Consider the following 24,866-nt stretch of genomic DNA (forward strand, 5'->3'; position numbering starts at 1 on the left):
CCCAGCGAGGCGCGCTGCGGGACAGCCGTCGGCGGTCATCGAACCGTGCACGATGGCCAGTCGGCTGCCGGTCCTTTACGAGCCCCGCTCCGCCCGCCGGACCGTGTGGACGTCGGCAGACGGGTCTTCCCCCGGCCTGCCCCGTTGGCGGGCCGCGTCCAGGTCCTGCCGACCGATGACGGCGTCAGCGTCACAGATCCCGCTCGGCGCCGAAGGCGGGACAGCGTGCGACCGGCCGGAACCCCCACGGGCACGGGTGTGCTGCGCCGTTCGTCTCCAACCGGCGACCGGCCCGGCAGGGGCTCGGCCGTATGCGCCGGGGCACGTCACTCCAGGCCGCGCCAGAGGCTGTCGAAGGCGGCTTGTTCGACGTCCCGCCGACGGCGTTGCGCCTGGAGCTCTTCGACTGCGGTGAGGACGGCGGCCAGGACGGTGTTCACGGCGTAGTCCGTGATGCCGGGCGGTCGTGGAGTCCGTTCGCTGCCGATGCCAAGACTTGCGGCAAGGGCGTGCAGCACAGGTTCGGCATCGGACCAGCGCTTGGCTGCCCGTCGGCGCTCGGGTGAATCGGCGAGTTCCGTCCTTCTGCCGCGCAGGAAGGTGCCGCGCCGTCGTACGAGGAGGTGCCGGGATTCCAGAGCAGCGATGTAGGCCCGCGCCAGAAAGTCGCCTCTGCGCCACAGCCAGTCGTCGACCAGCTCGTACGGTTCCTCCCTGACGAAGCCGGCGGCGGCCTGCGTCAGGAGGGGATCTGCCGGCTGCGGCAGGTGACCGGGCACGATACGGCCGCCGTCCAGCCGGATGGTGGGGTGGTCGAGGAGATCGATCAGTTCGGCTCCCGCGAGGGCGAGCGACAGATCACCCGGAAAGACGCGGCGCGGGGCCGATGTCTCCAGGACGGTGATCAGCAGGTCGTGTGGCGTGGTCATCAAGTGGTTCCTGTCTCGTCCGGCAGCGCGTACGGGGTCCGGCTCCCCCGGCGACACGCCTGCCGCGGTGGGGACGGGCCACGGGTCCGTGACGGGGGGTTCAGCCGTGAAGAGGTCACCGGGCCCGTATCCCGACGTCACCACGGTTTCGGCCCAGGACCAGAGGGTGAAGGTGCTCGGCCATGGCTCTGCACGGGCACGGGCCGCACTGCGCCGGGGGCGGCTGGGTGTCGCGTGGGGGTCGACCGAGTGCTCCGGGCCGGCTTGCTCGTGGGGTTCCGTGGTGCAGGTCATGCCGGGGTCCTTTCTGACGTGGTGGGCTCTCCTTCGGCGAGAAGGGGCAGACAGGCGCATCGTGTGCGCGGCAGACGCCCGTTGGTGTCGGCGGCGAGAAGGGTGCGACCGGCGCGGATCCACCGCGGTGGGGCCGTGTCGTGATGCGCGCGGGTCAGCGTGGAGTCCGCCCTGCTCAGGAACATGCCCGCCGGGCCACGCCGGGCGACCACCGAGGGCGTTGCGGCACCGCGCGAGGAGGTCGGCCGTATCTGCCGATCGGCAGGTACGGCTTCGCCGGCTTGGCCGACGCCCCTTCGCTGCAGTCCGGTTCGCCGTGCGTCACACGGTTTTCTGCCGGTGCCCGCGCGGAGCGAGGTCACGGCGTGAGCCAGGCCGGTACGGTTCGGGCTGCGGTCGCAGCGGACGGCGCGCAGGATCAGCCAAGGACCCGGCTCAGGAATCCGAGGCTGACGGCCGCGTGGGCGAGCAGTGAGAAGAGGGCGGCGCTCAGCAGCGTCAGCGCGCCTTCCCGGTGCGTTCGGGCCATCGTCAGCGGCACGAGGACCAGGACTGCCAGGCAGGCCCATGCCTGCGGTGCGTAGTGCAGGACCCAGGCGTAATGGATGCCCTCCTGGCCGAAGACGCCCGCGACGGCCGCCAGGCCGACGATCCTGCGCCGTGTGTCCTGCCCGCGCCGCCACCACCTGCCGGCGACGCCGAAGAGCGGTCCGGCGACCAGCGCCATGACCATCCAGATCAGTGGCGCATAGACGTCACCCATGCCGTCGCGGCCGAACTCGGCGTATCCGTAGTAGCCGACGACCAGCCCGCTCTCGGCGAGGAGGCCGGCAACCGCGCAGGCGGCCAGGGACACCCGGCCGGCCGGCACGGCACCGGCGACGAACGCGACCACGCACCAGACGGCACCGGAGTTGGCTGTCTGGCCCCAGGGCCACGGCAGCCAGCCCTGGGACAGATTGGTCAGCACACCCGCAGCGAGACCGCCGGCCAGGGACCCGACCGCCGCCCGGACCCACGCGCGCCTGGAGCGGAGCACCGGCGCCACCGGGGTTGTCATCGTGACACCTGCTCTCTGCCTGCCCCCAATAGGGCCCGAGTCGGGCCGCTGGTCCCGCTCCGCTGCGCAAAGCCCGGCAAAATTGCACTCCTTGATTCGAAATACCACGGGATCGCTGCACGGGCAGACAGTCCGGAACGGGCGTCCGCAGGGACGGCCGCACCGGTCACCGCCGTGGTCACGGCTTTGGACGCCTCGGACGGGTGCGGCAGGTATACGGCCCGGGCGGCCGGTGCCCATGCGTCCGGGCTGGACGCGTGGGCACCGGAGGGTGCGGTTCTCGCGGTCGCGCAAGTCGGCTAGCGGACGCTGCGCAGGCCGGTGCGGATCTCCTCGACGAGGAGTGCGGGCTGCTCCCAGGCGGCGAAGTGGCCGCCCTTGGGAAGCCGGTTGTAGTGCACGAGGTTCACATACGCCTGCTCGGCCCAGCTCTTGGGAGCCTGGTAGAGCTCGTCGGGGAAGACACTCACCGCGACCGGCAGCTTCACATCGTTGATACCGAAGAACGACGTGGTGTTCTCCGCATACAGCCGGGCCGCGGAGACCGCCGTGTTCGTCAGCCAGAACAGCGAGATGTTGTCCAGCACATCGTCCCGCGTGAGACCCTCGGTCACTCCGTCGAACGCCCGGCTGATCAGCGCCAGGCTCGCCGCGTCGTGGTCGAGCATGAACGACGCCAGACCGACGGGAGAGTCCGCCAGCCCCGTCAGCGACTGCGGCCGCGAACCCATCATGTAGGCGTAGTAGACATGCCGGTAGACGAAGTCCAGCTGCTCCACCGCGGCCTTCTCCTCGTCCGACAGCGACAGCCCCTCCGGCAGCGGATTGCCCGCGATCAGCGCGGCATCGATGTCGGCCGGGATCACCTTGGGCATGTTGGTGTGGATGCCCACCAGGCCCTGCGGCTCCTGCGCACCCATCAGATCGGTGACGATCGCACCCCAGTCACCGCCCTGCGCGGCGTACTTGGTGTAGCCCAGACGCTTCATCAGCTCACCCCACGCCGCCGCGATCCGGTCCGGGCCCCAGCCCTTCTCGGTGGGCTTGCCGGAGAACCCGTAGCCCGGCATCGACGGGATCACCACGTGGAAGGCGTCCGAAGCGTCACCGCCGTGAGCGGTCGGGTCGGTCAGCGGTTCGATGATCTTCAGCTGCTCCACCACCGACCCCGGCCAGCCGTGCGTCACGATCAGCGGCAGCGCGTCCTCGTGCTTGGAACGCACGTGGAGGAAGTGGATGTCCAGCCCGTCGATCTCCGTGATGAACTGCGGGTAGGAGTTCAGCTTCGCCTCCACCCGACGCCAGTCGTACTCCTCGGCCCAGTAACGGGCCAGCTTCTGCACCGTGGCCAGCTGCGTGCCCTGCGACTGGTCGTCGACGGTCTCCTTCTCCGGGAAACGCGTCGCCCTCACCCGTGCACGCAGATCCTCCAGATCCGCATCGGAGAACTCCACAGCAAACGGACGGACAGCGGGTGTGTTGGACACAGTGGTCTCCTCATGGTCGTTCGGGGGCGGGTCGGAAGTGGTTTTCTCGACGCCTGGAAAGTGCGGCGGGGACGGGGCTGTCTCTGTTGCCGGTTGCGGCTTTTCGAGGTGCCTGTTTCCCGGTGCCTTCTCATGTTGGGCCGTGCCTGGATCCGGGGCATCGGGTGGATGACCTAGCTCGTGGAAGGGGGATGTGCGGGACGGTAGGTAACCTGACGCGGCCGTCTCGGCGCACACCTCTGCCATCCGACGTCCGGCCGTTCGGCGCGGTCGCCGGTGCGGGTCGTGGTGGGCCTTGGCCCGCTTGCGTGCTCATGCGCCGGGTTCTTGTGCCGGCGGGCCGACGGGCAGCGGGCCGACGGCCGGTGGCGCGGATGCCCGTACTCCGGCTCCGGGTGCGGGCTTCAGCCGGTCTGGGGCTTCAGGCGCAGCGAGATGCTGTTGATGCAGTACCGCTGGTCGGTGGGGGTGGGGAATCCCTCGCCCTCGAAGACGTGTCCGAGGTGCGATCCGCAGCGGGCGCAGCGGACTTCGGTCTGCACCACGCCGTAGGAGCGGTCCTCGGCCAGTTCGACCGCGTCGGTGCTTCTGGGGTCGAAGAAGGACGGCCAGCCGCAGCCGGAGTCGAACTTCTCTGCGGAGGTGAACAGTTCGGCGCCGCAGGCGCGGCAGGAGTAGACGCCTTCTGTGGTGGTGGCGGTGTACTCGCCGGTGAACGGCAGTTCTGTGGCGGCACGGCGCAGGACCCGGTACTCGGCCGGGGTGAGTTCGGCGCGCCACTGCTGGTCGGGCTTTTCGATCTCGTACGGCACGGAATTCGACCTCTCGTGTGAAGTGGTGGTGGAAGGAGCCCGTTCCGGCTCGCGGTGGCTGGCTCGCGCGCCCTTGCAGGAAGGGGCGTTGGGGGCGGGGCGGCAGACAGGGCCGGCCCGCGCCGTCGTGGAGGATGCCGCCGGCCTCGGCGCTCCGGGGCCGGCGGCGCCGGTGTCCCGGCGGAAGCCGGGTTACCGAGGGCGCTGTGGCAGGCAGGGGGTCGGCCGGTTGCCCGAAAAGAGGTACGGCGCTGTCTGCTCATCGGCGGCCGGGCCCGGGAACGGGACTGGTTCGCCGGGGTTCATCCTGCCGCAGGAGCCTAGCCCGCACTTAAAGCGTGCACAAGGTAATCGCGTGCTTGGAGTGTGTGAGGTAGGTATCTCCGGGGGCGGGACACCCCCGCTCCGCCCGGGGGCCGCCCGGCAGGACCGGCGGCGACGGCCCTCCGGGCGCAGCCGCATGGGGACCCGCGGCCGGCTGCGCAGTCACCGGCAGCAGGCGCAGCCCGTGGAAGCGGCCGCCGTGACAGGTCCCGGCCGGGGCCCGCCCCTGTCACTGCCCCCTCGCCCGGTCATCGCCCCTGCCGGGGGTTAGGGCATGGCCGCAGTCAGCTGACCGATGCCCGGCAGACGCCGGGGAAGTGAAAGTGGAGGCAGTTACCGCGCCTCGAAAGGGTGTCACATGCCTCGTCAGCAGCCGGGCCGTCCGTTTGCTGTGCTGCCCGCTCCCCGCAGCCGATCGCTTTCGCTGCGCCTCGACCGGATCCTCGGGCCTTCGGTCCGCGTCCCGCACGAGGCGACGTTCCACTACACGCAGGCGGACCCGCTGGCGGTGTGGCTGGAGTTGCAGACCGTGAACGGCCGCGTCGTCACGTGGGCGTTCTCCCGCGATCTGCTCTTCGACGGCACCGAAGAGCCGAGCGGGATGGGCGACACGAGGCTGTGGCCGTCCATCTGCCGCACGCGCCGGGTGCTGCACATGCGCCTGGAGGTCCGGGGTGCGTCGTGCTTGTTCGAGATGGATCTGGAGCGGCTGCGCGACTGGCTGCTGGGCACCTATGCGCTGGTCCATCCGGGTACGGAACTCGACCAGGTGGACTGGGACGCCGTGGTGGCCGGCCTGGTCGCGGGGGACGACGACCCTCCGGCCGCCGAGGAGTCTTCCCACGCCCCCTGAGCGGTACCTGCGGGGCCGTCGGCCCTGGCCGCCGCAGGCCCCGAGCCGAGCGCCGGCGAGACGGAGTCCTCGCCGCGCGCCGGCCGGGACCGCGGCGGGCTGCCACTATGCCCCGTCCCGATGTTCACTTTGCCACACTTCACACGCTCACGTTTTGCTTGTGCGCAAGTTAAGTGCGCCGTAGGTTCAATGGCGAAGCCGGACAACCTGAATAAAAAACACTATCCAGATGTACTGGATTCCGTAACTGATTGATCCGCCGCGGTTGCGGACAGTCGCCGAATTCGGTTCCGACGCCGCCCGTTCCGCTGGTCCACCACGCCGGGCAGGCGTCGCACGGGCCGCCGGGAACGGCTGTGCCCCTCATCCGTACACGCATCGACATCAGGAGATCGTCATGTCCGAAATCGTTCCGCCCCACCCCCGCCGGGCCTTTCTTTCCACTTCGGCCGCTGCTGCGGCCGCCGCGACGCTGGGGGGCTCCCTCGGCCTGTTCGCCTCCCAGCCCGCCTCGGCGGCCGAGAGCTCGGCCGGCCACGGCTTGCCCGCCGATCCGCGCATCCGCCCCTTCCGCGTCCGGTTCCCGCAGAAGGACCTGACCGACCTGCGCCGGCGCATCGAGGCGGCGCGGTGGCCGGAGAAGGAGACGGTCAGCGATCAGTCCCAGGGCACGCAGCTGGCCACCATGCAGAAACTCGCCGCCTACTGGTCCTCGGAATACGACTGGCGTGAGGTGGAGGCCAAGCTCAACGCGCTGCCTCAGTTCATCACCGAGATCGACGGTCTGGACATCCACTTCGTCCACGTCCGTTCCAAGCACAAGCACGCTCTGCCGCTGATCGTCACGCACGGCTGGCCGGGTTCGGTCGTCGAGCAGCTCAAGATCGTCGAACCGCTCACCGACCCCACCGCCTACGGCGCCAAGGCTTCGGACGCCTTCCACCTCGTGATCCCGTCCATGCCGGGTTACGGGTTCTCCGGCAAGCCGACCGAGAAGGGCTGGGGTCCGGACCGTATCGCGCGCGCCTGGGCAGAGCTGATGAAGCGCCTGGGTTACACCCGGTACGTCGCCCAGGGCGGCGACTGGGGAGCCGTGGTCACCGACCTCATGGCGGTACAGGCACCGGCCGGACTCCTGGGCATCCACACCAACATGCCCGGCATCGTCCCGCCCGCCGTCGACAAGGCCCTACAGTCCGGAAAGCCGCTGCCCGAGGGCCTGTCCACCGAGGAGAAGCACGCCTGCGAGCAAGTGGCCTTCGTGTACAAGCACATCGCCTACGCCCAGTTGATGGGCTCACGCCCGCAGACCCTCACCGCGCTGACCGACTCCCCGGTAGGCCTGGCCTCGTTCATGCTCGACCACGACGCCGCCAGCCTGGATCTGATCTCCCGGGCGTTCGCCGGTCACCCCGGCGGGCTGAGCCGGGACGACGTCCTGGACAACATCACCCTGTTCTGGCTGACGAAGACGGGGGTCTCCTCCGCCCGCCTCTACGCGGAGAACAAGTTCTCCTTCTTCGCCGCCAAGGGAGTGACCCTTCCGGTCGCCGTCAGCGTCTTCCCCGACGAGCTCTACCAGACCCCCAGGAGCTGGGCGGAGCAGGCCTATCCCCATCTCATCCACTACAACAAGGTGAGCAGGGGCGGCCACTTCGCCGCCTGGGAGCAGCCGCACCTGTTCGCCGGCGAAGTCCGCGCGGGCTTCCGTACCCTGCGCTAGAGCTCTCGAGGACGCGGCCGGGTGACAGAACCTCGAGGCTGCTCGGCCCTGTCCCGCAATCCCCGGCACATCCCCTGGGCCGCTGGACGCAGCTGCCGTGAAGCAGGCACCAGCCTGTGACGGCACAGTCGCCGGCATCTGCGTGACGTGCGCCGTGCACGACCGGCCCTGCCCCGGTTCCCCCGCCGGACCGAGGAAGCACACTCCGCACACGCTCATCTTGCCGCCCGCGGGCGGCGCCCCGGCGCACACCGAACCAGGGAGTGCTCTGCGCTCCCCCACGAAAGGAAATCCAGCATGTTCGGCAAGCTTGGCACACCCGAGATCCTGCTCATCCTGGTCGTCTTCATCCTCATCTTCGGCGCGAAGCGCCTGCCCGACATGGCACGCTCGCTCGGCCAGTCGATGCGCATCCTGAAGAGCGAGACCAAGGCCATGCGCGATCGCGAGGAGGACAGCTCCACCGAGGCCTCCTCCGATGCGGCCGGCTCCACCGGCCACGCCGCTTCCGGACGCTCCCTGCGTGTCGCGCCTGCCGCACGCGAGTCCGCCGACAGCGCGCCGGACCGGCACGCCACCGCCCCGCACTGACATTCGAAGGCGTCCGCGAGACAGGAAGCGAGGTCTGCTCGTGCTCTCAGCCGCACCCCACGCCCCCGATGGGCGCATGCCCCTCACCAGTCACCTACGGGAACTGCGCAACCGCCTGCTGAAGGCGATCGGGGCCGTGGCCGTGACCACCGTCGTCGCCGGCCTGTTCTACAACCAGCTCGTCGACTTCATGATCGATCCTCTGCCCGGCTGCGCCGCTGCCGGCCCGGGCGGCACCGCAGCGTCCGAACGGTGCGGGATCATCGCCACCAACGGTCTTCTGGCGCCTTTCACTCTGGCCCTCAAGGTGTCGATCACCGCAGGTCTCATCGGTGCGAGCCCCGTGTGGCTCTACCAGCTGTGGGCTTTTCTCGCCCCTGGCCTGCACCGCGCGGAGAAGAGATACGCACTGGCCTTCCTCGGCAGCGGCATCCCCCTGTTCCTGGCCGGAGCCGTGCTCGCCTACACCGTGCTTCCCACGACGGCCCGCGTCCTGATCTCCTTCACCCCGGGCAACGCGACGAACATCCTGCCGGTCGACGACTTCCTGGACCTGGCGACCCGCATGGTCGTGGTCTTCGGGCTGTCCTTCGAACTGCCCCTGATCCTCGTCATGCTCAATCTGGCCGGCGCCGTCAGCGCCCGCCGCATGGCGGGCTGGTGGCGCCACATGGTGATCGGCATCACCGTCTTCTCCGCCATCGCCACGCCCAGCAGCGACCCGCTGAGCATGCTGGCGCTCGCCGCGCCCATCACCGCTCTGTACGCGGCCGCGTGCGCCGTCGCCTGGCTCCATGACAGACGGCGCGCCCGCAGGGAGTCGGCAACCCTCGGTCCGGACGAGGCCGCACCGCTTTCCGTCCGCTGAAGTCACCCCTGCAGCGGCTGAATCCGCTCTTCGCGCGAACAGCGCCCCTGGAGGTCACGCATGTTCTTCGACATGGGTCCGCTCGAGATCCTCACCGTCTTCGTGGTGGCGGCAGTCGTCATCGGCCCCGAGAAACTGCCCAGGGTGATATCCGACGCATCCGCTTTGATCCGCAAGGTCCGGTCGATCTCCGACACCGCCCGGTCGGAGATCCGCACGCAACTCGGCCCGGAGTTCTCCGGATTCCAGCCGGAGGATCTGCATCCGAACGCCCTGGCAGGCAAGGCACTGGCAAGGGCCGAGGAGGAGACGGCGCTCGCCGAGTTCGCCCGGTCCTTCGTCGCCGAGGAACAGGGCAGCACGGTCAGTCTGCACAAGCCGGTGCAGCCCCGGTCCGACAACGGGCACGCACCCGAGGGGAGGCAACCGGAGCAGTCCCCGGCCTGAGAACAGACAGGACAACGGCCGGCGCGCGGCAGACCCGGCCCCGGCCCGAACCGTCATCACGGAATCATCGAAGGGAACATCAGCTATGAGCATCACCCGGGAAAGGGCACTTCTCGCGGGCGGCTGCTTCTGGGGAATGCAGGATCTGATCCGCGCGCTCCCCGGCGTCCTGGCCACCCGCGTGGGATACAGCGGAGGCGACACACTTCACCCCACCTACCACGACCACGGACTCCACGCAGAGTCGATCGAAATATTCTTCGATCCGGGCCGGACGACCTATCGCACTCTGCTGGAGTTCTTCTTCCAGATCCACGATCCGACAACGAGGAATCGGCAAGGCGGCGACCGCGGGCACGACTACCGGTCCGCGATCTTCTACCTCAGCGCAGCTCAGAAGCAGGTCGCCGAGGAAACCATCGCCGACGTCGACGCATCAGGCCTGTGGCCGGGTCCGGTGGTGACGGAGGTGGTGCCGGCCGGCCCGTTCTGGGAGGCGGAACCCGAGCACCAGGACTACCTCCAGCGCTATCCCGACGGCTACACCTGCCACTTCCCGCGGCCCGGGTGGCGGCTGCCCGACAGCGCGCGTACCCACTCGTCAACCTGACCCGGTCCTCAAGGACCGGGCTTGGAGGCAACGTCCAACTGACTGCTGGGCCGACTCCTCCGCCCGGACACCCCTATGGGGTGGCAGGGCGGCGTGACTCACGCCCCGCATTCCACACGCTCTCGCCACGGGTGGGGATGGTGCGGGAAGCGTCCGGTCGGCGTGGGCAACGACCCCGCACCCCCGGCAGATGAAAAGCCCCTGGTCGACACGGTTGCACTTGTCGACGTGACCGCACGCGGCACAGGTCTGCGACATGTACACGGGACCGACGAAGACCAGGGGCACGCCTGCCCGCCCGGCCTTGTAGACGACGAAGTCTGCGAGCCGGGCGACGCCCCGGCCGGCAGGCCGGATGTTGCATTCCGCTGCGCATCCCTGATTTCACGGCCGCCTTCCACGCCGCACTCCCTCGGCTCGCAATTGCCGCAGCACGCTGCCGAATTGCCCGCCTCACGGCACAGAGGACTCCCCCGTCGGTCCTGGACCGAAAGCGATGATGGATCCGCCCTGTTCGGCGTCGCTGCCAAAGGCGAGATGGACGATACGGAGCTCCCGGCCCCGGGGCCTTTCCTCGCCTGGCCGGGCTGAGAGAACCGGGGCACGGGTCCGGGCGCGTGGACAGATCCTCTGTTTTGTGGGAATGGGACTCACCGGACAGAATTGAGATCAGGACGACAATGCGCTCATGGCCATGCGCCCCATCTCGTCGACGGAAGGTGAGCGGGCATGCGGCACTACGATCTCGTGATCCTGGGAACAGGCAGCGGCAACATGCTGCTCAACGAAGAGTTCGATCACCTTCGCACTGCCATCGTGGAGCCGGACCGTTTCGGCGGTACCTGTCTGAATCGAGGCTGCATCCCGAGCAAGATGTTCGTCCTCACCGCCGATGCGGTGGAGGATGCCCAGTCGGCGGCACGCCTGGGCGTCCACGCTCAGGTCGATCCCGTCGAGTGGACGGCCGTCCGTGACCGGGTTTTCGGCCGCATCGATCCGTTGCACGGCAGCGCCGTCGAATACCGCAGGAAAAAGGGAGTCGACATATACGTCGACGAGGGCCGCTTCGTCGCCCCGAAGGTGCTGGAGGCGGGAGGCGAACGGATCACGGCCGACACGTTCGTGGTCGCAGTCGGCTCACGCCCCATCGTTCCCGACACTCCCGGCCTCGACTCGGTCGAATACCACACCTCAGACACCATCATGCGGATCGAGGAGCTTCCCACCTCCATGGCCGTGCTCGGGGGCGGCTTCATCGCGGCCGAGTTCGGTCACGTGTTCAGCGCCTTCGGTACGGATGTCACGATCGTGCAGCGCGGCCCGCGTCTGCTGATGGCGGAGGACGAGCAGATATCGGCGCGCTTCACCGAACTCGCGGCACAACGCAGCCGCGTTCTGCTCAATGCCACGGTCACCTCCGTCACCCCGCACAAGGACGGAGTCCTGCTCGAGGTGGCCTGTCCGGAAGGCCCGCACACGGTCCAGGCCGCCTCGCTGCTGGTCTGCGTCGGCCGCAGACCCAATACCGACCGGCTCGACGCAGCGGCCGGCGGCCTCGAACTCGACGAGCACGGACACATCGTGACCGACAGCGCCTACCGCACGTCGGTTCCGGGAGTCTGGGCACTGGGCGACGCGGTGAACCACTTCCAGCTCAAGCACATGGCCAATGCCGAGTCACGTCTGGTGCAGCACAACATCCTTCGCCCGCAGGACATGCGCACACTCACCAATCGGGTGGCCCCGCATGCGGTGTTCACCAACCCTCAGATCGCAAGCGTCGGCCTGACCGAGCAGGAGGCACGCCGCCGCAAGACGGACTACCTGGTGAGCGTGCGCAACTACAGTGAAACCGCATACGGTTGGGCCCTGGAGGACACCACCGGTTTCGCCAAGATCCTGGCGAGTCCGGCCGATCGCACAGTCCTCGGCGCCCACATCATCGGCCCCCAGGCCGCGACGCTCATCCAGCCGCTGATCCAGGCAATGACCCTGGGGACGACGGTGGACCAGGTCGCCGGCGGCGTGCTGTACATCCATCCGGCGTTGACCGAAGTGGTCGAGCAGGCCTTGCTGGCTCTTTGACACCCCCACCTGTCCGAGAACAGGCGGCTGCGGTCCGTACTGCTGCGCACGACCACCACGGGCTGCTGTTTCACGGGCCCCTGCCGGCCGGTGAGGGCCGGTCCTACGCGGCCTGCGCAGGCCCGGCTCCCCGCCCCTCCGGCGGCAGGCCGGACACCTTCGCCGCCCGGCAGGGCGATGCCGGCCATGCCGCTACGGCTACGGCTACGGCTACGGCTACGGCTACGGCTACGGGCAGGATGCCCTTCGCCTCCGCCCGGAAGGGCGGAGGCGAAGGGCAGATGTTCGACAGCAGGCGTGTGCGGGAGAGCCGTGCGGGCCGGGTACGCGGGTGCGCCGCGGGGCGCTGCCTACGACTGCGCCGGGCTGGCGCACAGGCTCTGCGGCCACCCCTTGACCGGACCCCGGGCGGCCTGGCCGTGGCCCGCCCCCGTGCACGGCAGCATCGACGACGCGACGTAGTTCCTGGCCTGCGCGATGCGATGAGCCTCGCTGTGGGCCCTCGCGGTGCCGATACCGGCCAGGAACAGGGTCAGAGTCGCGCAAAAAGCAGCGAAGACCGTCGCGATCTGCACCAGCCGACCGTGGGCAGACATCGAGACATATGCATGGGCACTGGACATACCGTCGCTCCTGTGGGGATGGCCTCCACGTGATGTGCGGAGGTGTACAGAGTCGGGTCCCTCACCGAGGGCGCTTCTGGGGGCTGCACCCGATGATCTGCACTGATCACCGCGCCGCACCGATCAAGCCAGACAGCGCCGCATCGACTCTGACGGTCGAAGACGGCATCTACCGTAGCACTTACCTTGCGCACGAGTAAAGAGGGGGCGTTTAGTGCACAGCAAAAGGCGTGGTAGGAGGCGGTGCGGCCGCCGGTGCCTGGGGGCTGCCGTGTCCGTTCATGCCCGGCCGCACGGCGGCGTCACCGGTTCACGCACCGGCCGCATACCCCGCGGCCGCCGTGGCGGTCCGACCAGGCGCCGCCGCAGAGTCGTGCGCGGCCGGCCTGCGGACCACCGAACGGTCCGGGACGTGCTCCCGTAAGAATCCGATCCCCGGCCCAGGTCCCTGCCGATCAGGCCTGCTGTCCGCGCACGGAAACGAAGAGGCCTCGCAGCCACGTCGCGCGATCGACCAGCCCGTGCGCGCTCAGGCCGCAGCCGTCTGCCGTCTGCCGTCTGCCGTCTGCCGTGTGATCGTTTCGGCGGGTCCGGTCACCGGGCCGAGCGTCGTGAGGACATGGGTGGGACGTGGTGCCGCCGAACAGGGTGCGAGCGGTGTTCCCGCGCGTGGTTCCGGCCGCTCCGGTACGGCCCCAGGGCGGGGGCCGGCGCAACTGCGGGGACCGGCCGGCGGAGCCGCTTGCACGGGTTGCCGTGCGCGAGCCGCAGCACTTTTCGGCTTTCGCCGGCATTGCCCCAGCCCTCATATGCCACCGCCGCCTCACCACATGAAACGACGTCATAAAAGATCCAGACCACAGGCGACCGCTGATGGCGCATTTCCCCGGGCCGATCGAGCCTCTCGTAAGGTCCGCGGGCCATCCCTCGGGAGGAGCGCCCGCTTGGTCTCCGCCTTGAGGCGGAGCCCGAGAAGGGTCCCTTTGGGCGAGCTGTGCAGGTGTGGACGGGATCGAGACTTGGAGGAGTTCGGGGCCCGCCGAGCCCACTAGCCTGAGAAAGAGCGCACCATGTCTGAGAATTCCGTGATCCGAGGCCTCTGTCGTCGAGTTACCCGTCGTCGCAACGCCGCTGTGGCGACCGGGGTGCTGCTCGCCGTCAGCCCGGTGGCCCATGCCTCGACTCGGCCGGGCACCAGCCTGCGGCCGTGTCGGTGAAGACGGCGAAGCCGGCCTCCGTAGCACGGAAGCTGACCCCCGCGGTGCGGGCCCAGCTCGACCGTGCGATCCGGCAGGTGATGGCACAGGCGAAGGTGCCGGGCGTGGTGGCCAGTCTGTCAATTCCGGGCAAGGGCACCTACGAGCGGGCGTTCGGGGTGGCGGACACCAAGACCAAGGCCCCGATGACGACGCACGTCAACATGCGGGCCGGCAGCATCACCAAGACCTTCACCGCCACCGCCGTGCTGCAGTTGGTGGACCAGAAGAAGCTGAAACCGGACGACCCGATCTCCAAGTACGTGCCGGGTGTGCCGGAGGGCGACCGGATCACGCTGCGGCACCTGCTGGAGATGCGCAGCGGCCTCGCCTCGTACATGGAGGACAACGACTGGACGATCGTTTCGCTGACCGACCCGTACCGGCAGTGGAAGCTGGAACAGTTCCTTCCCTACGCCTTCAAGTACCCGGTCTCCCCGGCCCCCGGGACGAAGTACCACTACTCCAACACCAACACCCTGCTGCTCGGCATGGTGGTGGAGAAGGTGAGCGGTCAGTCGCTCGGTCGTTACCTGCAGCAGCACATCATGCAGCCCGCGCACCTGAGGCACACCTTCTACCCCAAGGGCGCCGAGTTCCCCACGCCACACGCCGAGGGTTATACCGATCAGCGGGACATTGTCGAGGACGCCGCCGACTGGAACCCCCACTCCATCGGCGGTCCGGCCGGTGCAGTGATTTCCGACCCGACGGACCTGCAGCACTGGGCACAGGTGCTCGCCAAGGGCTCCCTGCTCAAGTACTCCACCCAACAGGAGCGCACCAAGTTCCTGCCGACAGACCTCGAGGGCACAGGCTACGGCCTGGGCATGTTCAACAGCCACGGGTGGATCGGCCACAACGGCTCCCTTCCGGGTTACCAGACCGTGATGGTCTACCTCCCCGCGGCCAAGGCCACCCTCGTGATCCACAGCAACACCGACGTCCGCTACCGGGGCGTCTCCCCGAGCACGATGTCCGCCAAGGCGATCACCCAGATCGTGACCCCGAAGAACGTCTACGACCTCAGGTCCCTGCAGCCGGCGATCGCACCCGCCGGGCATTGAGAGCGGAAGAATTACAGCCCCGGCCCCATGGCACTGTCCGCCACGGGGCCGGGACCCCTCCTCTGGGCAGGTGGTCAATGAGCCTCAGTGTCTGTCGATGTGCCGGTGGCACGTGGGCGGCGTCGAAGAGCCCGAGCGCCGCACAACGGGCAGGCCTCTGTCTGCTGCCGGAGTCTCCTGGACCGCCCTCGCAGCGCGATGACACGAACTGCCACGCAGCGTCTCCGTCCTCCTCCGACGCCTTTGTGATCTTCGCGTTGGCGGCTTCCTCGTGACCGTCGATGCAGCCGTGATAGCGCCGGTGGATCACCTCGGGAGAGTTGCCGACCCGCCGGGCTACCTCAGCGATCGGTACCCCGGCGTTCGACCACCGCGTGATGCAGGCGTGCCGCAGGTCGTACGGGCGCCCGGCCAACAGCAAGTCAACGCGCTCAGGCGGGAACGCGCACTCTCGCGCTTCCTCCCACACCCGCCGATAGGTGGATGAGCCGACCACGCCCCACGCTCGTTCCCGAACACGCGTCCTTCCTTGGCCGTGCCGAACGCGTCCAGATGGGCCCGCAGGATCGCCACCAGGACAGGCCGCCACAGTCCCCAGTCCGGCCGCAGCTGCCGGATCCGTGCCGCGGCCAGGCCCTCGTAGCCGCCGTAGTCCCAGTCCACGAGGCCGGGATCGGGCCTGAGGCCGGTCAGACCCGTCAGCTCGGCCGTGCGCATGGCGCGGCTCAGCGGGCCGCTGAACACGGCGACCGGTCGGCGTGCGACCAGCCGCGCAGCGAGCGCCCTGGCCGAGGCCTCACCCGCGTCGGTCAGCGGAACACCGGTGCGGCCGGCATGCCGGCCCGACAGGCCCCACGCGGTCTGGCCGTGCCTGATCAGCATCAGCTCTTCCATGGCCGCGCACGCCATCTGCTCATGCGAGGCAGCGGCCGTTTCCGTACGAGGTGCGACGCCGGGCGGGCCTTCGGCGCAGGCCCCGGCCTCGGCCGCCGCATCACCTCGCCCAAAACCGTGATGCAGTAAGAGCTCCGGACAAAAGTGGGGGCCGATCAGCGGACGGTGTCCGGTGCGTGCGATCGCAAGGCGCCGGAAGGTCCTTGTAGCGGAGCTACCAGGGCCTTTCGGCAACGCCGCGAGCGTGCGTGCCGGGCGCCGTCCGCCGGGCCCCGCTTTTGTCCGGAGCTCTAAGCGCCCGGGGCTGCCTGCGTCAGCCGCCCGTGGCGATGTTGGCCCTCATCCTCTCGAGGAGGGTCTTCGTGTCCAGGCTCTCCTGCTCGGTGAAACCGACGATTTCACCCATGGCGGCAGGGATGACGCGGGCACGCTCGCGCAGCTCGCGCCCCTCCTCGGTGAGCGTGATCAGGACCGTACGCTCGTCGTCCACCTGGCGCTCCCGCCGCAGCAGCCCATGAGTCTGCAGGCGCTTCAGCAGCGGCGTCAAAGTGCCGTAGTCGAGCTCCAGGAGCGTACCCAGCCGCTTGATGGGGAGGGATCCGTGCTGCCAGAGCACCAGCATCACCAGGTACTGGGGGTAGGTCAGACCGAACTTCTCCAGCAGGGGCCGGTAACGGTTCGTGACCGCCCGCTGCGCCGCGTACAGCGCGAAGCACAACTGGTCCTCGAGGAGCAGGGAGGCTTCACCTGCCTGGTCGGCGTTGCGCGGGGCAGCCTTGGTGTCTGTCATCACGACCCCTTTTCTCGTGCCGGATTGTCGCCTCACATCACTGTACTCCGCAAGCTCAACGGACGCAATTAGATTGTGCACACTTTAAGTGTCGTCCAGTTGATCTCCGGCCGTCGAAGGGCCGGGCGGCGGCAGGCCCGGCAGCGGGTGTCGGCATGGGTGCTGCGCTGATGCTGTGGGCGAAGGAGCGCGGGGACGTCTCGTTCGTCCTGCAGGTGTTGTTCTGCCCGGCGGCACTGGCGGCAGTAGTTGCGGACCGTCCAGGCCCCCCTCCGACCGCTCCGGGGAGCCGAAGACGGCTGATCTTCGCCGAGTCGCACGCCGTGCCGGCCGGTCGTGGTCCATACGCCGTCGGGGGGCTGTGCCCGAAGGCCGTCACCCCGCCGTCCTCCCGCGACGGGTGGTCTTCGGTGCGGTCTCGGCACAGGTGGGTGATGCGGTCCCTCAGCCTTTCTCGGGGGTGTTGAGGAGGACCAGGCCGAGGGGGGTGAGGCTGTGCAGTACAGAGTTTCGGTGGCGCACGGAACGGATCAGTCCGGCCTGGCGAAGGACGGTTGCGTGTTCGCTCGCGCTCGCCGGTGCGATACCCGCGTGGGCGGCCAATTCCTTGGTGGAGCAGCCTTGGTGGTCTGCGATGGCGACAAGCACCGTGGTGCGTGTGCGGCCCAGGAGTGCCACCGCCCCCGAGGATGCGCGTGCCCGGCCGGACACACCGGCGGAGGCGGGGGTGGCCAGTTCGCGGGGGTGCCGGTCCGCAAAGACCGGGTAGCTCACGCAGACGGGCCGGCCGTCGGTGACGACGGCGCGCGAGCAGAACATCGACGGAACGAGCAGGAGGCCTGCCCCGTCCAGGTGAAGGTCCCGGTCGGCTCCGCTCGCCATACGGACCTCCAGAACCGGCGCCTTCCACCGCATCCATCGGGGGTTGACCTCGGCCAGCAGCCGTTCGACACCGCCGGTGAGGAACTGCTGCAGACGCAGCGCCCGGTCCGCCGCCAGACGCTCGGTGAACTCGCTCCAGTACGGAGCGAGCAGGGATGTGTAGAGATGACCGAGCCCCGTGCACAGCTCGGCCAGCAAGGATGCGTCGTCCGCCAGGTGGCGACTCCACCCGGGCAGCGCGGGACGGCGATGTGCCGTGTGAAGCAGCTGCCTCCTCAACCGCTCGCGGGGCGTGCGGCGCACACGCTCCACAAGCTCCTCGACCGTGCCTGCCCGAACAGGACTGATGAAACCCGGCGACCACCCCACAGCAGGCACGAGAGCCAAAGCCATACGCGCCTGCGCGGACAGGTGCGCGCGAGCACGCTCCCGCCAGGCGTCCAGACGGGCCGACTCACCGCGGCCCTGCAAGGCGCGCGCAGCAAGCTCCAGCTCGTGCAACGGCATCGGCGCCTGCGCCACACGGGTCCGGGCCAGATCCTCAACCGAGAAATGAATGCGGTAGACCATGACAGCCTGGGGCGTTCCTTCCGGAATGTCGTTGTTCGAGTCAGGCCGAATCAGGTCGAGATCGTAGCGATCAAGAGGGACGCTGAGCCCACCAGCCAGCCGACATGCTAAACGGCCCCGGCTGGTGCATGCAGCGGCACGTCGTGATGCCCCAGGCCCAGTGCCGCGGCACGCCACACGCCCTCGGCATGCTTCCGCATGTTTCGAGAGGGGTTGCTTTCCGAGGACGACCGAACGCCGCATCACCTGCTCAAGCATCAGCAGCCGCTGACCGGCTTGTCCAGCGGCCCCGCCGCCTCACGCCACCGCCGGACGCCGGCGCACGTACCTGGGCGCTCTGAAGCGATCCGCATCGCGGGTGCGGGGCCCGTCGACGAAGCAACTCCGACAGCTGCGAACAGCCAACCGACCCACGTTGACCAACAGGCTTTTGCCTGTTCTGAGTTGACGGAACATCACATGAGGCCCGACGGCGGCCTCTCAAGGAGGAAGAGTGCAGCAACCCGCTGCTCGAAGACTGGGCGTGATGGCTCTGGGCGCCGCGATCGCGGTGCTCGGCGGGGTCCTTGTGCCTGTCGCCCAGGCGGTGCCCGCCGCCCGGTCGTCGGCCGTGGACCCGGCACCTGTCAAGCACGTCCCACCTGCCCGGACCGTCACACTCATCACCGGCGACAAGGTGAGCGTCACTCCCGGATCCGGTGGAGCGCCTGCCACGGTGAGCGTGAAGCGCCCTGCGGGCGCCACCGGATCGGTGCGGACCATCACCGACGAATCAGGCACCTACGTGTATCCCGACGATGCCGAGGCCTATGTCGCCGAAGGTCTTCTCGACAAGCGGCTCTTCAACGTCACCGGCCTCGTCGCCCAGGGATACGACGACGAGCACGCCGCCGCGCTGCCTCTGGTCATCACCCGCGAGGCAGGCGCGTCACGGCTCGCCGGCACGGACTTGCCCGGCATCACCGTCAAGCGGCACCTCGCGTCCGTCCACGCCGAGGCCGTGAGCGCGAACCGGGCCAAGACAGCGAGCCTGTGGACTGCTCTGGTCACGGCGCCGAAGGGCACGGCAGACCGCAAGAGCGCTGACGCACCGTCCCTGCCCGGCGGCATCCGCCAGATCTGGCTGGACGGCAAGGTGAAGGCGGCTCTCGCGGACAGCGCACAGCAGATCGGCGCGCCGCAGGTCTGGGACGAGGGCATCGTCGGCACCGGTGTCAAAGTGGCCGTACTCGACACGGGAGTCGACGCCGACCACCCGGATCTTTCGAAGCGCATCGTCAGCAGCCGCAGCTTCGTGCCCGGCGAGGACGTCACCGACCGCCGCGGGCACGGCACGCACGTCGCCTCGATCATCGCCGGAACGGGCGCGGCCTCGCAGGGCAAGGAGAAGGGAGTCGCCCCCGGCGCCGATCTGGCCATCGGCAAAGTCCTCTCCGACAGCGGCACCGGAACCGAATCCGGGATCATCGAGGGCATGGAGTGGGCCGCCCGCACCGAGCACGCCAAGATCATCAGCATGAGCCTGGGCAACTCCTCCTCACACACCCAGAGCGACCCCATGAGCCAGAGCGTCAATGCGCTCAGCGAGGAGACGGGTGCACTCTTCGTCATCGCCGCAGGCAACTCCGGGCCCGGCCCGTACACCGTCAACTCGCCCGGCACGGCCGCAGCCGCGCTGACCGTGGGGGCGGTGGACTCGGCCGACCAGATCGCCGGCTTCTCCAGCAGCGGCCCGCGGGAAGGCGACGACGGCCTCAAGCCCGACCTGACCGCCCCCGGGGTGAACGTGCTGGCCGCGCGCTCCCAGTACCTGAGCGGGGAGGGCTTCTACACGACCAAGAGCGGCACGTCGATGGCCACGCCTCATGTCGCCGGTGCCGCCGCGCTGCTCGCACAGGAGCACCCCGGCTGGACCGGGCAGCAGCTCAAAGACGCCCTGATGAGCACCAGCACGCTCACCGCGGGCATCTCCGCCTACCGCGGCGGCTCCGGGCGCACCGACGTCCTCGCGGCCTCCCGCACGCAGATCACCGCCTCCGGCTCGGTCGACACGGGCCTGGTCAAGTGGTCGCCCGACCCGCAGCCGGTCCAACGCCTCATCACCTACACCAACAGCGGCAGCAGCGCGGTGACACTGCACCTCACGCTGGACCGGCAGGACAGTCCCGGCACGCTGTTCGCCCTGGGTGCCGACCAGGTCACCGTCCCGGCGCACGACAGCGCGTCGGTGGGTGTCACCATCGACCCGCGCGGTGTGGCTGTCGGCAGCCACACCGGACAGGTCCTCGCACGAGAGAGCGCGGGCACGGCGGCAGTGCACACCGTCCTGAGCACCACCACCGAACCCGAACGCCACGACCTGAAGCTCGTGGCGAAGGACCGCGAGGGTCGGCCCATGGCCGGCACGGTCACGCTCAGGGCCGCGCACGATGCGGACTTCCAGTTCTACAACGTGCCGCAGACCGGGCTGACCCTGCACCTGCCCCGCGACACCTACTCCGTGATGATGTTCAAGGACGTGCAGGGGGCGCACGGCGCGCACTCCACGGGCCTGGCCCTGCTGGGCGACCCGGAGATCGAGCTGACACAGGAACGGACCGTCGCACTCGACGCCTCCCAGGCCCGCCAGGTACGGGCGCTGACGCCCAGGCCGAGCATGCCGACGAACACCAGGGTCGAGTACTGGCGCTCGTTCGCCTCCGCGCAACCGGAGCCCGGAACGTTCGGGGACTGGATCGAGAACAAGATGACCGGCCCCGACCACGACAGCGTCTGGGCACAGCCCACCCCGGACAAGGTGACCCACGGGGGCTTCGCCTTCACCACCAGGTGGCGCGCCCCGCAGACCCCGCTCACCCTGTCCCACGACGGACATGAGCTGGACGTACTCCCCCAGAACGGCGCCAAGCCCCTCCCGGACGGCACCGCGGCCATGGACGCCGTCTTCGCGGACGCCGGCACACCCGCCGACTACGCCCGCCTGTCCGCCCGGGGCAAGACCGCCGTGGTGCGCCGCACCCCCGGCATCAGCCCCGTTGAGCAGTCCCAGGCCGCACAGGCCGCCGGAGTGAAACTGCTCCTCGTCGTCAACAACACGACGGGACGGCTGAACACCTGGTACGGCGACACCGACTACCAGTCCCCGGGGCCGGTGGCGGCCGCATCGCTGACGCAGGACGACGGTGAGGCACTGATCGCCGAGCTCTCCGCGTCACCCGGCGGCCACGTACGCCTGCTCGCGACGGCCCACCCCACTCCCGCCTACCTGTACGACCTGGTCAGCTCCCACACCGCAGGCATCCCCGAGGACCTGACCCTGCGAGTGGGCCCGCACAACCTGGCCCGGGTGGACACCGTCTTCGGGCAGGGCGAGCAGACCCCCGCCACGGAGATGCGGATGGACCGTCCGCCCTACGTCTTCGGCGGCGGCTGGAACTTCCTTGCCCAGCCCGTGGCACGCGGCAAGCGCACCGACTGGGTCTCCACCGGCGACGGGCACACCTGGCAGCAGCAGGTGAGCATCCCGAACCTGCTGACCCAGACGTCCGAACCGGTGTCGTACCCGTCCGCCGGGATCCACACCGACCGGTGGCTCACCCCCGTCCTGCGTCCACGCATGCTCAGTGAGGATCTCCCGGTACGGCACGACGGCAGCGTGCTCGACTTCAGGACACCCGCCTGGGGCGACAGCGGCACCGCACACGCAGGCCAGGGCTACGGCAGCGGCCTGTCCCAGCGGACATCGCTCTACCAGGGCACCACCCTGCTCACCGAGTCGGACTTCGACAGCGGCTACGTCTGGGACCTGCCCCCCGAGCGGTTGCCCTACCGGCTCGTCGTCGACGCCACCGCCGACAGCACCGCCTTCGGCCCCTACTCCCCCACCACGCACACCGAGTGGACCTTCGTCTCCGCAGAAGCGGAGAGAAAGACCATCGCACTGGTCCAGCTCGACTACGGAGCCGACCTGGACGCCCAGGGCCGGGCACGGCGCACCTCAGAGCTCACGCTCACGCCCTCGGTACCCGGCGCCCCGCAGACCCGCGTCTCGGCCCTGCGCCTGGAAGTCTCCTACGACGACGGAGCCACCTGGCACCGACAGAACACCCGGCACCACAACGGCATCTGGAAGACCCGCCTGACCGCACCCGGCACCGCGTCATTCGTATCCCTGCGGACCACCGCCGAGGACGAGACGGGAAGCTCGATCAGCCAGACCGTCATCCGGGCCTACGGCCTGAAATAACCCGCCCGGCGGTGCCACGCTCCCCCGCGGCACCGCCGGATACGGCACAACGATCCCCGGCGCGGTGGCACAGACCTCGCGCGCCGGGGATCTGCGGCATTGGTTCCCGAATACCCCCGATATCCACGTCACACTTCCCTGGCCACCAATTATCTTGTGGGCAAGCTAAGTGCGGGGTAGCTTTCCCGGCACAGGCCGGACCTCACCAACCGGCCACCCCGGCCGGCACAGCCCCCGCGACCACCCGGGCACCCTGCCGGCCATGACCGAACCGCGGCACCCCGGCGGCTCCAGCCGCCCCCTGCCGCACAAACTCACAGCACACGGCGCCGCCGCGGCGACGCTCTTGCCGGAAAACCTCCCCCAGGACGGCACCGGCCGGCCACCGGCCGGTTCGACGACCGAGGACGTCACTCATGAACACACCGGACACGCCGAACGCACCAGACACACCCGACAGCGCCGCCCTGCTGCGTCAGGCGCGGTTCGGCAGACTGCCGGAGCCGATACGCCTCCAGGACACGACCGCAGACAAACCCGTCTCTTCGGCAGACCCGACGCACGACACCCACAACCCCGAAGGCGTGTGGTCCCGGTACTCCTGCCTGGCACTGGATCTCGGCCTTTAGCAACACACCGCCCGCACACGCTCGAGGAGCGTGACGCACATGAGCCTTCACGAGGACCCGGGCGGGCTACCGCCCGGCTTCCTCCTCCAGGCCGCCGACCGGTTTCGCCGGCCGCGGCGAGCCGGTGACGGCACTACGCGTGCGCGGGGCCGGCGCACATGCCCTGCGGCCATCCCCTGACCGGACCCCGGACGGTCAAAGCCTGGCCCGCACCCGCGCACGGCAGCACCGATGACGTGACGTAGTCGGCGCCCTGCCTTGCGCGAGGGGCCCCGCTTTCGCTCCTCACCGAGCCGATACCGGCCAGGGACAAGGCCATGACTGCGCAGAAAGCAGCAAAGACCGCCGCGAAGCCGGCCCACGGGTTGCGTACAGACGTCGAAGAGTGTGCATACGTGCCGGACATGTCATCGCTCCTGTGGGGGGACGGCCTCCACGCGACTCGCGGAGGCGTACAGAGCCGATCTCTCACCAAGACATTCCTGGAGGGCGGCACCCGGGTGATCGCTCCCGATCACTGCGCCGGACCGATCGGGCCGGACGGTGCCGCGTCGACTCTGACGGTCGAGGACGGCGACAAACCTAGCATTACCTCGTGCGCAAGTAAAGATGGCAAGCGTAGTCTGCTGCAAAAGTTTTATGGGACCCGGACACGAAGGACAACAGCGCCTCCCCGGCCGCCGAGAATCACCCGCATCAGGAGTGCGGCCGACGTGAGCGGGAGTCTGCGGGCGCCGTAGCGCCCAGTGAGAGCGGCGGCTGGAGCCTCGGCGCCGCTCTCCCAGTCACATGACCGATGCGCTGAAGCTCCGGCGCCGGTTACATCGCCATCAGACTCGCGCCGGTGCAATGCCCTTCATGATCTGTGAAGGGGAGGCCGGCAGCCCACCCCGGCGCCGGACCGGGGCCCTCGTCAAGGGAGTGTGTGGTGTCTGATCAGGTCTTGCCCCCTGAAGAAATGGGTCGCCAGAGGGGGCCCCGCGAGCCGGCCGAACAGTCCACGGAGGCTTCGCTTGCGCCCGGCGACACCATCGAGGAGGCGCAGGACGCCGCTGACCGTGGACCCGATGGCGTGAACGAGAGTTGGGCTGCCATCTCCAACGGGCTCAAGAGCAGCGTCGCGGTGCGTATCGTGCGCCCCGCAGGTGCGTCCGCCTGCCTGCCCGCTGTTCTGTATGTGCACGGCGCGGACCGTGCCCCTGCCGGCGATGATGCCTACGCTCGTCTGGTGAGCGCGTTGGCCACCGAGGCACACGCGGTGGTCCTGTTCCCGGAGCATTCACTGGACTGCGCGAGGAACCACTCCGCCGTGCTGGAGGAGTGCTACGCGGTGGCCCGCTGGGTGGCAAGCCATGGTGCGGAGCATGGACTGGACTCCAGTCGGCTTGCCGTCGCGGGCGATGCGACGGGCAGTCTCGTCTGCGTGGATCTGACACTCCTTGCCCGGCGGCGCGGCGAAGTCGCTTTCGTCCAGCAGGTTCTGCTCTTCCCGCCTTCTCGGATCGAGACACACGAGGTCGGACGACGTGCCGAAGTGCTGCTGACTGCCGAGCGGTCCCTCGGCAGGCTGCCTCCCGCACTCCTGGTCGCCGATGACGCGGAGTCCTTTCCGGCCTTGGACCGCTCGCTGCGCACTGCCGGGGTGGCGGTCACGGTGCTGCGGCGTGGAGGGGACGAGGGCGATTCCGTGACGCTGGTGCCGCAGGAGGTGCTCGCTGCAGTCATAGCCGCGCTGAAGGACGCCTTCTCCTCCGCCGACGGCCGCCGCGAGGTTGCTTGAAGGGGATCGCGGGCCACGGCCCGATATCGCGTGCCGGCACTGCCGG

At 69.2% G+C, this 24,866-nt stretch carries 20 protein-coding genes; 11 read left to right on the top strand and 9 right to left on the bottom strand.

From position 1 onward, the window contains the following. Nucleotides 1-326: 326 nt before the first annotated feature. From ACZ60B_RS15840 to msrB, 4 genes are all read right to left on the bottom strand, one after another. Entirely contained in the window at nucleotides 327-929 is a 603-nt protein-coding gene (locus ACZ60B_RS15840) for a GPP34 family phosphoprotein (RefSeq protein WP_469387231.1), read from the bottom strand. Between the two features lie 712 nt (nucleotides 930-1,641). Next, nucleotides 1,642-2,283, bottom strand: a complete 642-nt coding sequence (locus tag ACZ60B_RS15845; protein ID WP_469387233.1) for a DUF6518 family protein — start codon at nucleotides 2,281-2,283, stop codon at nucleotides 1,642-1,644. A 299-nt stretch (nucleotides 2,284-2,582) separates the two neighbouring features. Next, nucleotides 2,583-3,770 (bottom strand): epoxide hydrolase family protein, encoded by a 1,188-nt coding sequence (locus ACZ60B_RS15850; RefSeq protein ID WP_469387235.1) that lies wholly within the window; start codon nucleotides 3,768-3,770, stop codon nucleotides 2,583-2,585. Nucleotides 3,771-4,174: 404 nt separating this feature from the next. Next, the gene (gene msrB, locus ACZ60B_RS15855) at nucleotides 4,175-4,582 is read right to left on the bottom strand and encodes a peptide-methionine (R)-S-oxide reductase MsrB (RefSeq protein ID WP_469387237.1); all 408 of its coding nucleotides are present in this window, start codon (nucleotides 4,580-4,582) and stop codon (nucleotides 4,175-4,177) included. A 682-nt stretch (nucleotides 4,583-5,264) separates the two neighbouring features. On the opposite strand from msrB, the gene ACZ60B_RS15860 reads away from it, so the two are divergent. From ACZ60B_RS15860 to msrA, 6 genes are all read left to right on the top strand, one after another. Then, nucleotides 5,265-5,759, top strand: a complete 495-nt coding sequence (locus tag ACZ60B_RS15860) for an SsgA family sporulation/cell division regulator (RefSeq protein ID WP_469387239.1) — start codon at nucleotides 5,265-5,267, stop codon at nucleotides 5,757-5,759. Between the two features lie 397 nt (nucleotides 5,760-6,156). After that, on the top strand, nucleotides 6,157-7,482 hold the full coding sequence (locus ACZ60B_RS15865) for an epoxide hydrolase family protein (protein ID WP_469387241.1): 1,326 nt from the start codon (nucleotides 6,157-6,159) through the stop codon (nucleotides 7,480-7,482). A 297-nt stretch (nucleotides 7,483-7,779) separates the two neighbouring features. Next, nucleotides 7,780-8,073, top strand: coding sequence for a Sec-independent protein translocase subunit TatA (gene tatA, locus ACZ60B_RS15870; protein WP_469387243.1), 294 nt, complete (start codon nucleotides 7,780-7,782; stop codon nucleotides 8,071-8,073). A gap of 76 nt (nucleotides 8,074-8,149) precedes the next feature. After that, on the top strand, nucleotides 8,150-8,941 hold the full coding sequence (tatC, locus tag ACZ60B_RS15875; protein WP_469387245.1) for a twin-arginine translocase subunit TatC: 792 nt from the start codon (nucleotides 8,150-8,152) through the stop codon (nucleotides 8,939-8,941). A gap of 60 nt (nucleotides 8,942-9,001) precedes the next feature. Next, nucleotides 9,002-9,388 (top strand): twin-arginine translocase TatA/TatE family subunit, encoded by a 387-nt coding sequence (locus ACZ60B_RS15880; RefSeq protein WP_469387247.1) that lies wholly within the window; start codon nucleotides 9,002-9,004, stop codon nucleotides 9,386-9,388. A gap of 85 nt (nucleotides 9,389-9,473) precedes the next feature. Next, nucleotides 9,474-9,998 (top strand): peptide-methionine (S)-S-oxide reductase MsrA, encoded by a 525-nt coding sequence (gene msrA, locus ACZ60B_RS15885; RefSeq protein ID WP_469387249.1) that lies wholly within the window; start codon nucleotides 9,474-9,476, stop codon nucleotides 9,996-9,998. Here msrA and ACZ60B_RS15890 read toward each other — a convergent pair. Beyond that, nucleotides 9,990-10,286 (bottom strand): zinc ribbon domain-containing protein, encoded by a 297-nt coding sequence (locus ACZ60B_RS15890; protein WP_469387251.1) that lies wholly within the window; start codon nucleotides 10,284-10,286, stop codon nucleotides 9,990-9,992. The genes msrA and ACZ60B_RS15890 overlap by 9 nt on opposite strands. Nucleotides 10,287-10,727: 441 nt before the next feature. On the opposite strand from ACZ60B_RS15890, the gene ACZ60B_RS15895 reads away from it, so the two are divergent. Continuing rightward, the gene (locus ACZ60B_RS15895; RefSeq protein ID WP_469387253.1) at nucleotides 10,728-12,083 is read left to right on the top strand and encodes a mycothione reductase; all 1,356 of its coding nucleotides are present in this window, start codon (nucleotides 10,728-10,730) and stop codon (nucleotides 12,081-12,083) included. Between the two features lie 350 nt (nucleotides 12,084-12,433). Here the strand turns inward: ACZ60B_RS15895 and ACZ60B_RS15900 are convergent, their stop codons facing one another. Further along, entirely contained in the window at nucleotides 12,434-12,679 is a 246-nt protein-coding gene (locus ACZ60B_RS15900) for a hypothetical protein (RefSeq protein ID WP_469387255.1), read from the bottom strand. Nucleotides 12,680-13,913: 1,234 nt separating this feature from the next. On the opposite strand from ACZ60B_RS15900, the gene ACZ60B_RS15905 reads away from it, so the two are divergent. Beyond that, nucleotides 13,914-15,029: a serine hydrolase domain-containing protein gene (locus ACZ60B_RS15905; protein WP_469387257.1), complete on the top strand. Its 1,116-nt coding sequence runs from the start codon at nucleotides 13,914-13,916 to the stop codon at nucleotides 15,027-15,029. Nucleotides 15,030-15,365: 336 nt separating this feature from the next. Here the strand turns inward: ACZ60B_RS15905 and ACZ60B_RS15910 are convergent, their stop codons facing one another. The 3 genes from ACZ60B_RS15910 to ACZ60B_RS15920 all read right to left on the bottom strand — a co-directional run bounded on the left by ACZ60B_RS15910 (nucleotide 15,366) and on the right by ACZ60B_RS15920 (nucleotide 18,165). Further along, the gene (locus ACZ60B_RS15910; RefSeq protein ID WP_469387259.1) at nucleotides 15,366-15,923 is read right to left on the bottom strand and encodes a histidine phosphatase family protein; all 558 of its coding nucleotides are present in this window, start codon (nucleotides 15,921-15,923) and stop codon (nucleotides 15,366-15,368) included. Nucleotides 15,924-16,236: 313 nt separating this feature from the next. Beyond that, nucleotides 16,237-16,713, bottom strand: coding sequence for a MarR family winged helix-turn-helix transcriptional regulator (locus ACZ60B_RS15915; RefSeq protein WP_469387261.1), 477 nt, complete (start codon nucleotides 16,711-16,713; stop codon nucleotides 16,237-16,239). A 444-nt stretch (nucleotides 16,714-17,157) separates the two neighbouring features. Continuing rightward, the gene (locus ACZ60B_RS15920; protein WP_469387263.1) at nucleotides 17,158-18,165 is read right to left on the bottom strand and encodes an ArsR/SmtB family transcription factor; all 1,008 of its coding nucleotides are present in this window, start codon (nucleotides 18,163-18,165) and stop codon (nucleotides 17,158-17,160) included. 493 nt (nucleotides 18,166-18,658) lie between these two features. On the opposite strand from ACZ60B_RS15920, the gene ACZ60B_RS15925 reads away from it, so the two are divergent. The 3 genes from ACZ60B_RS15925 (at nucleotide 18,659) to ACZ60B_RS15935 (ending at nucleotide 24,820) form a co-directional block, all read left to right on the top strand. Then, the gene (locus ACZ60B_RS15925) at nucleotides 18,659-22,411 is read left to right on the top strand and encodes a S8 family serine peptidase (protein WP_469387265.1); all 3,753 of its coding nucleotides are present in this window, start codon (nucleotides 18,659-18,661) and stop codon (nucleotides 22,409-22,411) included. A 416-nt stretch (nucleotides 22,412-22,827) separates the two neighbouring features. Continuing rightward, nucleotides 22,828-23,040: a hypothetical protein gene (locus ACZ60B_RS15930; RefSeq protein WP_469387268.1), complete on the top strand. Its 213-nt coding sequence runs from the start codon at nucleotides 22,828-22,830 to the stop codon at nucleotides 23,038-23,040. Between the two features lie 928 nt (nucleotides 23,041-23,968). Beyond that, complete coding sequence (locus ACZ60B_RS15935; protein WP_469387270.1) at nucleotides 23,969-24,820, top strand: alpha/beta hydrolase; 852 nt, start codon at nucleotides 23,969-23,971, stop codon at nucleotides 24,818-24,820. Nucleotides 24,821-24,866 lie beyond the last annotated feature (46 nt).

Source organism: Streptomyces sp. NPDC104096, from assembly GCF_055584385.1.